Origin of the sequence: Solwaraspora sp. WMMD792 (assembly GCF_029626105.1) — a bacterium.
Classification (GTDB): domain Bacteria; phylum Actinomycetota; class Actinomycetes; order Mycobacteriales; family Micromonosporaceae; genus Micromonospora_E.
Genome location: NZ_JARUBH010000009.1, coordinates 2,662,706 through 2,676,685, shown reverse-complemented (window position 1 = coordinate 2,676,685; position 13,980 = coordinate 2,662,706). Strand labels below are relative to the sequence as shown.

Genomic DNA, 13,980 nt, shown 5'->3' with positions numbered 1-13,980 from the left:
GTGTCAAGGAATCGAACACGATCGTTCAACTTGGGCCCGTCGGCGCGGCCCTCGTCGGACGACTCCGGCAGCTTGGGTGAACGGCACCGGCGGCTTGGTGAACCACACCGGCGGTCAGAGGTCGGCAAGTAGGCGGTTCGGGCCGGCACACGCCGAGGCGAGCAGATCGACGTACCTCGTCATCCAGCGGCGGACGGTGTCGTCATCGAGCCGGTCCACCGGGTACTCCAGATAGCCGTCGATCCCGTCCGGGCCGGGCATCAGGACGATCAGCAGCGCCGCCCGCCCGACCCCGGTCGGCACCTCGTGCACCCGTACCGCCAACGCCGGCAGCTCGATCCGGGTGTCGAACGTACTCTGAAAGGCGAAGCTCACCGTCATCCCGGCCGGCGCTGCGCCCTTGTCCGGCGTGGGTAGCTGCTGGTAGATCCAGGCCGTGGGCAGCAGATTGTCGATGCCGGCGAACAGGGCGTCGGCGGCCTGGCCGACCAGGTGGGCGAACGTCGTGGCGGCGGCGGTGCGGATCCGCACCGGCAACGCCGTCGCCAGCACGGTGACGGTGTCCTCGTACGCCCGGGGTGACCGGTTGGCGTACGGCATCGACAGGGTCACGTCGGGCTGTCCGCTGAGCCGGGCGAGCAGCAGTGCCAACGCCGCAGCGGCGACCGCGGTCACCGTGGCACCCAGCTCCCGGGCGAGCACCTCGGCGGCGAGCCGGACCTGTCCGGGAATCTCGAACCGGCAGGTGGCGGCCTGCCCACTCGGCCGCTGCGGTGCGGGGCGGTCGAATGGCAGCTCCAGCGCCAGCGGCCCGTCGCCAAGGTGCTCCGCCCAGTAGGCCAGCCGCCGGCGGCGGGTCGGCTCATCCCACTGGCCCTGCTGCCAGCGTGCGTAGTCGGTGCACTGGGCGGCGGGTGGGCCGAAGTCCGGCGCACCTGCGTCGCGGGCGGTGCGGTACCCGTCCGCCAGCTCGCGCAGCAGTACGGTGACCGCCCGGCCGTCGCAGGCGACGTGATGCAAGACCAGCATCAGCCAGGACTCGTCGGGCGCCAGCCGGATCAGCGTGTATCGCACCGGTGCCTCGTCCGCCAGCGCGAACACCGGTGCCACCACCTCCCGGCAGAGGGTCTCGGCGCGCCGCCGCGCCGCCTCCGGTGGCAGCGCGGCCAGCTCGACGACGGGCAGCGGGACCGGCCGGTGAGCGAGGATCCGCTGGACCCAGGCGCCACCGTCGCGGATCAGCCGGGCCCGCAGCGCATGGTGCCGGGCGACCAGACCATCGAGCGCGGCGTCGAGCGCGGCGACGTCGAGGTCGCCGACCAGTTCCAGCCGCAGACCGACGTTCCAGCTGGCCGGGTGCGTGCTGCTCCCGGCGACCTCCACCACCCGCTCCTGCTGGGCCGACAGCGGCGCCCGGGTCACCTCCCGCTCGTGCGCCGGTGCGGCCAGCCAGCGCATCAGTTCACCCTTGTGCGACCGCAGCGCGGTGACCAGTTGCGGACCCATCGCGGCGGCCGGGGCGTCGTAGTGCAGGGTGTCGCCGGTGCCGGTGAGCCGTACATCGTGCCCGGCGATGTACTCCAGCAGCTCGTCGAAGGTCACAGCGTGCCCCGCACCCGGCGGGTGGACCCGTCATCGGCGGACGTGGCGGGTCCGCGCAGCCGGCCGACCATCGCCGCGATGGTCGGGGCGCGGAAGAACTCCAACGCCGGATAGTCCGCTCCGGTGGCCTCGCGTACCCGGTTCAGCAGGCGCATCGCGTTGATCGAATGGCCGCCGAGGGCGAAGAAGGACGCGCCGTGGTCGATGCGCTCCGGATCCAGATCGAGTTCGGCGGCCCACAGCGCCCGCACCGTCCCGGTCAGCGCGTCACCGGTCGGGTCGTCGTTCCGGGCCACCGGTTGTGGCGTCGGCGGCTCGACCGGTGGCCGGGGGACCGGTCGGGCCAGCGGCGGCGTGGGCTCACCGGTACGGATGGTCGGCTCCGGCAGCCCGGCCCGGTCGACCTTGTTGTTGCCGGTCTGCGGCAGCGCCGGCAGCACCGCCCACACCCGGGGGATCAGCACATCGGGTAGCTCGCGGGCCATCGCGGCGACGACCCGGTCGGCCAGTCCGTCGGGTGCCACGCCCGGCGCGGGTACCGCGTACCCGGCGAGGTACGCCTCGTCGCGCCGGTCCCGGCGGGCCACCACGATGCCGTCGGCGACCAGATCCAGCCCGCGCAGCACCGCGGACGCCTCGCCTGGCTCGACCCGGTTTCCCCGGATCTTGACCTGGTCGTCGGTACGGCCGAGGAACACCAGCACCCCGTCGGCGGTCCACCGCGCCAGGTCGCCGGTGCGGTAGCGGCGGGAACCGGCACCGCCGGCCGGGTCGTCGACGAACCGTTGCGCGGTCAGCTCGGGCCGGTTCAGGTAGCCACGACCCACTCCGGCACCGCCGATGAACAGTTCCCCGACGGCGCCGACCGGAGCCAGGTTGCCCCACTCGTCGCGGATCTCGACGCGGACGTTGTCCAGCGGTCGGCCGATCGGAATCGGACCGTCGGACCCGGCCGACGCCGGTGTCACCACCTCGGACGTGGCGATGACCGTCGTCTCGGTCGGCCCGTACACGTTGCGCACCACGTACGGCACCCCGGGCTGTGGGCGTACCCGCAGCTGTTGGCCGCCGACGGTGAGGTGGCGCAGTCGGGGCTGGGCCGAGACAGGCAGCGAGAGCAACCCTTCCCCGATCGGCGTGGGCAGCATCGCGACGCTCACCCCGGCGGTACGCATCCACCGCGCCAGCGCCATCGAGTCCAGCCGTACGGCATCGTCGGCGATCGTCAGGCTCGCACCGACCTGCAGCGGCGGCCAGATCTCCAGCACCGAGGCGTCGAAGCTCTGCCCACACACCACGGCACCCCGGTCGTCGGCGGTCAGCTCCAGCTCGTCGCGGTACCACTGGCACAGGTTCAGCACGCTGCGGTGGGTGATGGTCACACCCTTCGGCCGGCCGGTGGAACCGGAGGTGTACATGACGTAGCACGCCGTATCCGGATCGTTCGCCGCGCGGCCGGGGTCGCTGTCCCTGATGGGCGTACGGCCGGGGTCGCCGGACCCGCCGACGGGATCGGCGTCGCCGGATTCGTCGACGTACAGCAGGCGGACCCCGTCGGGCAGGTCCAGCGCGGTGTCACCCCCGGTGGCCAGCACCACCCGGGCCGCGCTGTCCGAGACCATGAAACGCACCTGCCGGCCGCCGAGGGACGGATCCAACGGCAGGTACGCGGCTCCGGCGCGTAGCACCGCCAGGGCGGCGACGACGAACTCCGGTGACCGGGGCAGCCACAGCGCCACGATGTCGCCTGCGGCGATCCCTTGCCGGGCCAGCCGCTGCGCCAGAGCGGTGGCCCGCTCGTCGAGTTGCCGGTAGGTCAGCACCGTGCCGCCACCGATCACCGCGACCGCCTGCGGCGTGCGTTGCGCCCACTGCCGCACCGCGTCGGGCACGCGACCGGGCGGCAGCTCGCGCTGCCGTCCCACGCCCCAACGGGCCAGCGCGTCCCGGTCGGTGTCGAGGACGCCGACCAGCTTCGAGATCGGCGTATCGGGCTGGTTGACGGCGGCGGCGAGGGTCGCGACGAGATACGACAGCAGCCGCTCGGCGCTGTCCGCCACGAACAGGTCAGTGCCGTACTCCAACCGGCAGTCGATTCCATCGGCGTGGTTGGTCACGTACAGGACCAGGTCGGTCACCGCCCGTTCGGCCCGGTGTGCCAGCGCGCGGGCGGTCACCCGGGGCAGGTCGAGCGGGAGCGGGTCGCCGCCGTTGTCGAACTCCACGATGGTCTGGAAGACCGGGGTCCGACTGGTGTCCCGGTCCGGGCTCACCGCGCCGACGACGGCGTCGAACGGCACGTCGGCATGGTCGTACGCGTCCAGGGCGGTGTCGCGGACCTGCTTGAGGAGGTTGGCGAAGGTCGGGTCGCCGGACAGGTCCAGCCGCAGGGCGACCGTGTTGAGGAAGAACCCCACCACTGCCTCGGCACCGGTGGGCCGGACCGACACTGGTGTGCCGACGACCAGTTGGTCGCTGCGGGTGAACCGGCGCAGCGTGGCCGCATACCCGGCGAGCACCGTCATGAACAGCGTGGCCCGGTGCGCGCTACTGAGCCGGCTCAGCAGCCCGGACAGCTCCGGGTCGAGCCGGTACCGGACCGACGCGCCGGTGCCACTGCGGACCGTCGGGCGTGGTCGGTCGGTCGGCAGGTCCAGCACCGGCAGCTCACCGGCCAGTCGCTGCCGCCAGTAGGCCAGACCGGCCGGCTCGCCGGGCGAACCGCTGGCGGCGTCCGCCTCCCGCCGGGCCAGGTCGAGGCAGTCCACCGACAGCTCCGGCAGGTCGGCGGGCCGGCCGTCGAGTGCGGCCCGGTACAACGCGGAGAGATCGTCGGCCAGCACCCGCACCGACGCGGCGTCGACCACGATGTGGTGCAGGGACAACATCAGCACATGCCGCTCGGCCGACCAGCGCAGCAGCCGGGTCACCAGCAGCGGACCCTGCGCGAGGTCGAACACGCGCCGGCTCTCCTCGGCCAGCATCCGCCGTACGGTGTCGTCCTCGTCACGCCCGGCGTGCTCCTCGACGGTGAGGTCCACTGCGCCATCACCGAGGATGACCTGGACCGGTTCGCCGTCGCGTTCCCGGAACACGGTCCGCAGCGCAGCATGCCGGGCCACCAGCTGGTGCAGCGCGGCCCGCAGCGCCGGCACGTCCAGCGGACCGTCGAGCCGTACGGTGACCGCCTCGTTGTAGGTGCCCTGGCCCGGATGCAGCCGTTCGAGGAACCACATCCGCGCCTGCCCGCGCGACGTCGGTCCGGACCGGTCCGGGCCCACGTCGCGGGCGGCCTCCGGGTGACCGGTCGCCGCCTGCCTGCCCGCCGACGTGTCGATCGGTGGCGTGTCGGCCGGCGCCTGGTAGCTGGCCCGTAGCCGGTCCAGCTGCGGCAAACCGGCCCGCACCTGGTCGGGGGATGCGCCGAAGTCGACCAGCGCGGCCACCTCGTCGACGCCGGCGGCGGTGAGCGCGTCGATCAGCCGGGCGCCGTCGTCCGGCGACCCGATCAGCGCCCGTGCCTCGCAGTACCGGTCGTAGGCGCGCTGGAACACGTAGTCCAGGTCGTCGGCGTCGGCGGTGTCGAGGTCCACCTGGAATCCGAGACTGTTGGTCATTTGTCCGAACAGCGACAGCGAGGAGTGCAGGTACGCCTTCAGCGGCGCGAACGCCTCGGCCCGCGCCCGGGCCGAGTCCGCACCGAGGTAGGTGTGCACGAGCACGACCACCCGTCCGCCGTGCGGGTCGAGCCCGTGCTCGGCGCGGGTCTTACGGTAGCGCCGGATGTTGTCGGCCAACTGCTCCACCGACTGGCTCATCAGGTTGGTGACGATGCCGAGGTCGTGCTCGGCGGCGCGCTGGTACGACTCCGGATTGCCCACCACGGCGACGAACATCGGCGGCATCGCCTGCACCGGGCGGGGCAGGGTGCGGATCTCGACCGGTTCGCCGGTGCCGCTGCGCCGTTCGACGGCCTCGCCACGCCACAGCCGGCGTACCTGGTCGAGGTGGCGGTACATCACGTCGCGGTGGGTGCCGAAGTGCTCCGGGGCGAGGACGAAGTCGCCCGCGTGCCATCCGGGTGCGCAGCCGATGCCGACCCGGCCGCCGGACAGCCGGTCGACCATGGACCAGTCCTCGGCGACCCGGATCGGGTCGTGCAGCGGCAGGACCACCGATCCGGCGTGCAACCGGATCCGGCTCGTCTCGCGGGCCAGCGCGGCGGCCAGCACCACCGGGTTGGGGAACACCCCGCCGAAGGAGTGAAAGTGGCGCTCCGGGATCCACAGCGCGTGGAATCCGTGCCGGTCGGCGAAGCGGGCCGTGTCGACGATCAGCTCGTACGGGTCGCCAGCCCCCGAGCCGGCCGGATAGTCGCCGAAGAAGTACACGCTGAAGTCCGGTGCCGGGCGCACCGGTGCGCCCGCCGGTGCGTCTGCCGGTGTGGGGCCGCCCGCTGCGGCGACACTCATCGTCGGTCCGGTCCGTACCGTCGGTTCGACCCGGGCGGTGCCGTTCGGTTTCGCCGTGGGCACGGCGGTACCGGCCGGACGGGGGAGCAGCCCGCCGCCGCGCATCTCGCGTAGCGAGGCGCGCACCGCGTCGATCACCAGGTCGACGTCGTCATCGGTGTGCGCGGTGGAGAGGAAGAAGTTGCGCCACTCCCAGACGTACACCCCCTTGAGTAGCAGGTGGTGGTAGAGAAGCTCGAGGTCGGCGCGGTGCTCGAAGCGGAACTGCGAGCCGACGTGATTCAGCCGCAGCGGGTACTCCTCCTCGGTGAAGAAGTCGTTCAGTGTGCCGACGAGCCGGTCGGTCCGAGCGTTGAGCTCCTGCTGCAGCCGTGGGCTGTGCTCGGTCAGCCGGGTCAACACTGCGCGCGCGGCGGCCATGGACACCGGATGCTGGATGTAGGTGCCGCCGAAGAAGGTCGTCTCCCGCTGCGGGCGGCTGTCGTCGCCGTAGCGCCAGAAACCGCCGTCGACGCCGTCCATGATGTCGGCGCGTCCGGCGATCGCCCCGATCGGGAAGCCACCGCCGAGCAGCTTGCCGTACGTGGCGAGGTCCGGGGTCACGTTGAACAGGCCCTGGGCGCCGCGCGGATGGGGCCGGAACCCGGTGAGCATCTCGTCGAACATCAGCACGATGCCGTACCGCCGGGTGATGTCGCGGAGCCGGCGCAGGAACTCCGCCGGTTGCAGCGCCGGGTGGCGGCTCTGCACCGGCTCGACCACGACGGCGGCCAACCGTTCGCCGAGCGCTTCGATCACCTGCAGGCTTTCCGGTACGCCGTAGTCGAGCACGACCAGGTCCGCGACGGCGCTGGCCGGGATGCCGGTGCTGACCGGGACGGTGGTCCGGTCCGCTCCGGTCCCGACCGAGCGGCCGAGCACGTTGTCGGCATGTCCGTGGTAGGACCCGTGGAACATGACGATCTTGTCGCGTCCGGTGGCGGCGCGGGCTAGTCGGATCGCCGCCGAGTTCGCCTCGGTGCCCGAGTTGGCGAACGCCACCCGGGGCATCCCGGTCAGCTCGCTCAACAGCACGGCGGCCGCGCCCGTGTCGACGCTGCGCGGTCCGAGTTGAACGCCTCGGGACAGATGCTCCCGGACCGCGTCGGCGACGAAGTCCGGCTCGTGGCCGAACAGCAGCACCCCGAAGCCCATGGTGATGTCGACGTACCGGTTGCCGTCGACATCCTCCAGCCATGCGCCCTTGGCGCGCTGGCCGGCGATCGGGTACAGCATCTCCTTCGTGGCACTACGGAAGCCGACGACCGCCCGGCTGTCGGCCAGCACGCCACGGTGGCGCTGGGTGATTTCCTTCGACCGCCGAGTCTTCGCCACGAACCGTCGCCGCAGGTCGTCCAGGTGGGCTCGGCCGCGATCGGTAGCGACCGCGCCGGCCTGACCGCTGTCGGGTGCCACGACCACCCTGGGTCCGTGCGCGTCAACGCCCGGTGCTGCCGGTGCCGCAGTCGGCGCCGGCGGTTCGGCCGGTGCCGGTGTGGCTGGTGCCGGCGGCGCTGGCGGTGCCGGGGTCCGACGGGACAGGATCAGCTGGGACAGTTTGCTCGGGGTGTCCGCCTCCTCGAACAGTTCGCGCATGGCGAGTCGGACACCGAACTCGCCTTCGAACTCCCGCAGCGCGTTGATCATGGCGAGCGAGTCGGCACCCATCTCGACGAACGGGCGGTCGACGGCGATGTCGTCCGGGTCGCAGCCGAGGTGCCGGGCGCTGATCTCGCGTACCCGCTCGACCACCGGCGCGAGGTCCGGCGCGGCTGATCCGGCGGCGACCGCGGAGCCAGCCTCGCGGACAGTGTCAACGTCGGCCATCGACCCTCCAGGTTCGGTTCGTGCCAGCGGCGGTCCGGTCCAGTGGACTCGGCGCTGGAACGGATATGCGGGCAGCGGGACCCGGCGTGCGTGGCCAGGGCCGAGCAGGGCGGCCCAGTCCAGGTCGACCCCGTGTACGTGCAGCTGGGCGAAGCTGTCGATGAGCTGATTGAGTTCCGTGCCCCGGCGCTGTGCGGCGAGCACCGGCCATCCGGGCAGCGCCGAGCGCAGCAACCCAGCCAGGCTCGGTTGCGGTCCGAGCTCCAGCACCGGCACGCCGGCCGACTCCGCGGCGGCCGACGTCTTGGCTGTCTCGGCGGCGATCGCGGCCGTGACCAGGTCGAACCGGACCGGCATCCGGGTCTGCCGCACCAGGTACGCCGGGTCGGGGCGGTGACCCACCGGCAGCACGGTGCCGTCCACGCTGCTGACCAGCGGCGTGTCCAACGGCACCCAGCCGACCGCCTCGAATGCCTCGCCCAGCCGAGGGAGGATCGGGTCGAGCAGCGCCGAGTGGAAGGCGCGGTCAACGGTGAGCCGGTGCCAGCGCAACCCGAGACGGTCCAGCACACCGCAGGCGGCGTCGAGTGCCTCGACCGGCCCGGCGACGACATGCTGCTCGGCCGCGTTGACCGCGGCGAGGTCGAGCCGCCCGTCGGTGGCGAGTAACTCGTCGACCGCGGCCCGGGCGGCGAACACCGCGACCATCCCGCCGGGCGCGGTGTGCTCCCGCATCAGCCGCCCACGTATCCCGGTGAGCCGCAGACCGTCCTCGATCGACAGCGCGCCGGCTGCGGCCAGGGCAGCGTACTCGCCGATGCTGTGTCCGGCGACGAGTCGTGGCGCCACCCCGAGCGAGCGCCACAGCCGGGTCAGCGCGGCCTGGAACGCGAACAGCGCCGGCTGCGCCACATCGGCCGGCCAGGTCCGGTCGGCACCAGCGTCGGTGGTGAGCAGCGGGGTCAGCACCGAGGGCCCGCCGGCGCGGCGCTGGTACGCCTCGCAGGCGTCGAGCACCGCCCGCACCTGCGGGTACCGCCGGTAGAGCGCTCCGGCCATCCCTGGGTACGAGGCGCCCTGCCCGCCGTACAGCACCACCGGTGCCACCGCGCCGAGCCCGCCGGAGGCGACGCCGGCGCCCAGGGCCGATCCGGTCGCCACCCGCGCCGGGCGTTGCCGCCCCGGCGCGGCGAGGTAGTCGTCCAGGGCATCCGCGATCGTTGTCGTCGTCGCGCCGGTCACGACGAGTCGGTACGGCAGGTGCGGCCGGCCGAGCGCGGCGGTGGTGGCCAGGTCGGCCGGGTCGAGCCCGGGGTCGGCCCGCAGGTGGTCGCGCATCCGGCGGGCGAGCGTACGCAGACTCTCCGGGTGGTACGCCGAGAGCGGCACCGGCACCGGCACCGGTTCCGTCGGCACCGCCGGCACCGGGCTAGTGGGATTCGTCGTCGCCGGCAGCCCCGGTCGTGTTGCCGGCGGTGCCTCCAGGATCAGGTGGACGTTGGTGCCACCGACCGCGAGTGCGGTCACCCCCGCCCGGCGCGGCCCGGGCAGATCGGGCCAGGCGCGCGCCTCGGCGGGGATGACGAACGGGCTGGCCGCCAGGTCCAACGCCGGGTTGGGTCGCTCGAACCCGACCAACGGCGGGATCGTCGCGTGCCGCAGCACCAGCACCGTCTTGATCAGGCTGGCCAGGCCGGCGCAGGCGTCCAGGTGCCCGATGGCCGGTTTGGCCGAGCCGATCGCGCAGTAGCCGGTCCGGTCGGTGTGCCGGCGATAGGCCGAGGTCATCGCGTCGAACTCGATCGGGTCGCCCTTGTAGGTGCCGGTGCCGTGGGTCTCCAGGTAGCCGATCGTCTCGGGGGAGACCCCGGCGACGTCGAGCGCGCGCAGGATGGCGTCGCGCTGCCCGGCGGCGCTGGGCGCGGCGTAGCTGGTCTTCGTCGCGCCGTCGTTGTTGACTCCGCTGCCCAGGATCACCGCGTGGATGGTGTCCCCGTCGGCGACCGCGCGGTCGTACCGCTTGAGCAGCACCGCCGCGACCCCGTTGCCGCCGACGGTACCGTCGGACGACGCGTCGAACGCGCGGCACCGGCCGGATCGGGACAGGATGGTGCCCTTGACGTGGCGGTAACCCAGGATCTGCGGGATGTGCACCGCCGACGCGCCGGCCAGGGCCAGGTCGGCGTCGCCGGCGAGCAACGCCTGGCCAGCCAGGTGCACCGCCACCAGGGCCGTCGAGCAGCCGCTCTGCACGGTGACCGCCGGACCGGTCAGGCCGAGCCGGTACGCGACCCTGGTCGCGACGAAGTCGTTGAAGTTGCCCAGGGCCACCTGGAAGGCCGGGCCGAAGTCACCGTCCCAGCGGGCGTCGGCCAGGTTGTTGCGCAGGTAGGTGTTGAGGGGATACAGGTGGTATCCGACACCGGCGAAGATGCCCACCCTGGTGTCGGGTCGTGCTCCCGCGTACCCGCCGTTCTCCAGCGCGTGGTAGGTGGTCTGCAGGAACAGCCGGTGCTGCGGGTCGACGGTGCGCGCCTCCTGCACGCTCATCCCGAAGAACTCGTTGTCGAACGAGTCGATGTCGTCGAGCACGCCGCTGACGGCGACGAAATCGGGTGACTCGCGCAGCTCCGCCGGCACCCCGGCGTTGGCCAACTCGGTGGGGCTGAACCTGCGTACGCTGGTCACGCCGTCGCGGATGTTGCGCCAGTACGCCTGCGGGGTGTCCGCGCCGGGCAGCCGCAACGCCATGCCGATGATGGCGATCCGCCGGTCGTCGGTGCCACCGCGCGTCGGGGTGCTCATGTCGTCGTCCGTCGACACGCCCACAGCGTGGCCAGGAAAGCCACTGCCAGCAGCACCGCCAGCCCGTGGAACAGAGTGACCACGGTCAACGGACTGAACTGTTCCAGCAGAAAGGAGCAGGCCACCATGCCGACGCCGAAGCCGAGGTTCTCCGCGGTCGCCGAGAATCCGAAGACGTAGCCGCGTTGATCATCCGGAGTGGCCTGCAGCCGGGTGGTGTAGGCGATCTCGGTGAAGCCGTCGGCGACGCCGGCGACGGTGGCGACCAGGACGGCCAGCGGCAGCGGCGGCGCGGTGAAGGTGAGGATGAAGGCCACCGACATGAGCGCCGCGCCAGCGGCGAACGCGCGCTCGTTGATGGTCCGGCCGGTGTGTCTGGCCCAGCGGGCGACGGCGCGCTGCGCGATGATGTTGCCGACCGCCCAGGTGGCCCAGAACTGGGACATGAACGCGGCCGGATGCTGCGGGTCCAGCATGGTGGACAGCACCGGCAGGCCGACGTTGTGCGAGGCCGAGCCGAACGCGTCGGCGGCGCGCAGACTGATCAGTGCCAGCAGGACCGGGGTGAGCCGCAGGTAGCGCAGGGCCGTCAACTGCGCGGTGAGGACTCCGGACGGCCGTCGCGCCTCGTCCGGCCCGGAGTCCGGCCCGGTGTCCGTTGCTGCGCCCGGCCCGGAGCCCGCTGCGGCTGCCGACCGTCGGCTGCGGGTGGTGATCGGTAGCCGGGCCAGGACCGCGGCTGAGAAAAGGAACGCTCCGGCGTCGATGAGGAACGCACCGGTGTAGCCGACCGTGGAGATGAGGACTCCGGCCGAGGCGAACCCGGCGACCATCGCCAACGACCGGCCGGTGGCGAGCAGCGCGTTCGCCCGGACCCGCTGGTCCTGCCCGACGATCTCGGGGATGCTGCTGCGCAGCGCGACGCTGGTGAGCGTGGCGCCGGCGCCGGTGACGACCGCGACGGCGTACAGCAGGCCGGCCTGGGCCGTCGTCGGTGCGAGAACCAGCACGACCAGGGCGACCGCCTGACTGATGTCGGACGTCACCATGATCCGCTTGCGGTCGAGCCGGGACACCAGGCTCCCGGCACCGAATCCGGTGAGTACACTGGTGGCCAGCCGTAGTGCCAGGAACAACCCGGTGTGCGTGGCACTGCCGGTCAGCGAGTACGCGAACAGGCTGAGCGCGATCATGTCCAGATAGGTGCCGTATGCCGAGACCGCGTTGCCGACCACCAGAAACCGGAAGTGCCGCATCCCGCTGCTGGTGCGGCCCGGGTCCTGATCCGTGACGGTCACGATCGGCCGGCGGATACGTCAGGTGCCGTCGACCTCGGGCGTGGGGGGTGTCCGGCAGAGCAGGATGGGTGCGGCAAGCTGTGCCCCCAGGGACGGTGGTCGCCATTGGCTCGTCGTTACGTGATGACTACCGCCCGTCAGAGTATGCGAGGCTGTCGATCTGATCAAGATCCATGCGGTGAGGTGGAGGCGAGCGGTGCCATCCATGACGCTACGAGCTGGCGGCGGCCTGCCGCGCCATCTGCCGAGCCCCGATGCCGTGACGGCAGTGTGCCTCGTCCCGACTGGTGCCGAGGTGCGGTACGGTCTGGCTTGAGAATGTTGTTGTGTCCGGGGTCTGCGTTCTTGGCGTGACCGTCACGTACGCGTACTCTCCCGGGCTCCGAGGAAGAGTCTAGAGAGCGAGCGATGCGAGACCTACTGCAGGAGTACGATCCGGAGGTCTTTGACGCGATCCTCGGCGAGGAGCGTCGGCAACAGAGCGAGTTGGAGCTCATCCCCTCCGAGAACTACACCTATCCGGAAGTGCTCGCCGCACTGGGGACGGTGTTCACCAACAAGTACTCGGAGGGATACCCCGGCAATCGCTACTACGGCGGTCAGACCTACACCGATGTCATCGAGCGTCTGGCCTGCGCGCGTGCTCGAGAGCTCTTCGGGGCCGACCACGCCAATGTGCAGGCGCTCTCCGGTGCGGCGATGAACCAGGTCGTGTACTACGCGCTCCTGGAACCGGGGGACTCTATTCTCGCAATGGACCTCACCCACGGCGGCCATCTGACGCACGGCTCGCCCGTTTCACATATGGCCAGGGTTTTCCAATTCCACCGCTACAAGGCCGGCGCGGACGGTCGCATCGATTTCGACGAGGTCCTGCGCATCGCGGAGCAAGTCCGCCCAAAGATGATACTGTGCGGACACTCGTCGTACCCGCGCGAGCTCGACTATTCTGGATTTAGGCGGGTTGCGGACGCGGTCGGTGCCCTGACCATGGCCGACGTGTCCCACGTCGGCGGGTTGATCGCGGGTGGGCAGTTGGCCAACCCGCTGGAGCACGGTTTCGACGTGGTTACGACGACCACACACAAGAGTCTGCGTGGTCCACGCGGCGGCCTGATTCTCAGTAAGGGCGAGTTCGCGAAGAAGATCGACAAAAGCGTATTCCCAGGCCTGCAGGGCGGGCCGCACATGCACACGATCGCGGCCATCGCCGTCGCCCTCAAGAAGGCGGCCGAGCCGGAGTTCCGCGAGTACGCTGCGCGTACTCTGTCGAACGCACAGGTGCTGGCTGGTCGGCTGCTCGAGCACGGCGCCCAGCTCGTCTCAGGCGGGACCGACAATCACCTCATGGTGGTCAATACGGTCGGATCGTACGGCATCGAGGGTCGCGACGCGCAGAAGCTGCTGGAGGAGGTCGGGCTCGCCACCAACAAGCAGCTCATTCCCGACGACAGCCTGTCGGCGCAGCGGACCAGCGGGGTGCGGCTCGGGACCCCCGCGCCGACGACCCGCGGCATGGGAGCCGGGGAGATGACCGCGGTCGCGGACCTGTTCGTCCGTGCGCTGCAGAACAAGGGCGACAGCGATGGGGCGGAGGCTATCCGCAGTGAGGTCCGGGCGCTGTGCGCCCGGTTCCCCGCGCCGGGCCCGCTGCTGCCCACGTCGGCCTGAATCTATGAGTGGTACCGCTCGCGGTCGCAGCGGGCGGGCTAGCCATCACAGTGCAACCCGGGAGAAACTCTCCCGGGTTGCACTGTCGTCGGCGGGCTTTCGGGACGTGCTCCGCGACGCCGGGCCGCTCTCCGGGGGCGCCGCCGAACGATCCGCAGCCGCAAGCCGATCAGCTCGCGGTCTGGTGAAGTGGGCGGCGTAGGGCTACTTCGCCGATCACCACGTCGACCTGACGGCCCAGCTCGTCGATCCGACCACATCGCTGA

The 13,980-nt window shown here is 71.6% G+C and carries 4 protein-coding genes; 1 reads left to right on the top strand and 3 read right to left on the bottom strand.

Going from position 1 to position 13,980, the window contains the following annotated elements:
- Positions 1 to 114: 114 nt before the first annotated feature.
- From O7629_RS13310 to O7629_RS13300, 3 genes are read right to left on the bottom strand one after another with little or no spacing between them, the layout of a single operon-like run.
- Positions 115 to 1,602 (bottom strand): condensation domain-containing protein, encoded by a 1,488-nt coding sequence (locus tag O7629_RS13310; RefSeq protein WP_278169479.1) that lies wholly within the window; start codon positions 1,600 to 1,602, stop codon positions 115 to 117.
- Positions 1,599 to 10,763 (bottom strand): MupA/Atu3671 family FMN-dependent luciferase-like monooxygenase, encoded by a 9,165-nt coding sequence (locus tag O7629_RS13305; protein WP_278169478.1) that lies wholly within the window; start codon positions 10,761 to 10,763, stop codon positions 1,599 to 1,601. Before O7629_RS13305 ends, O7629_RS13310 begins: the two co-directional genes overlap by 4 nt.
- Positions 10,742 to 12,043, bottom strand: coding sequence for an MFS transporter (locus O7629_RS13300; RefSeq protein ID WP_278169477.1), 1,302 nt, complete (start codon positions 12,041 to 12,043; stop codon positions 10,742 to 10,744). Before O7629_RS13300 ends, O7629_RS13305 begins: the two co-directional genes overlap by 22 nt.
- A 408-nt stretch (positions 12,044 to 12,451) precedes the next feature.
- Here O7629_RS13300 and glyA point away from each other — a divergent pair, with 408 nt between their 5' ends.
- Positions 12,452 to 13,714, top strand: a complete 1,263-nt coding sequence (gene glyA, locus O7629_RS13295; protein ID WP_278169475.1) for a serine hydroxymethyltransferase — start codon at positions 12,452 to 12,454, stop codon at positions 13,712 to 13,714.
- Positions 13,715 to 13,980: the final 266 nt, after the last annotated feature.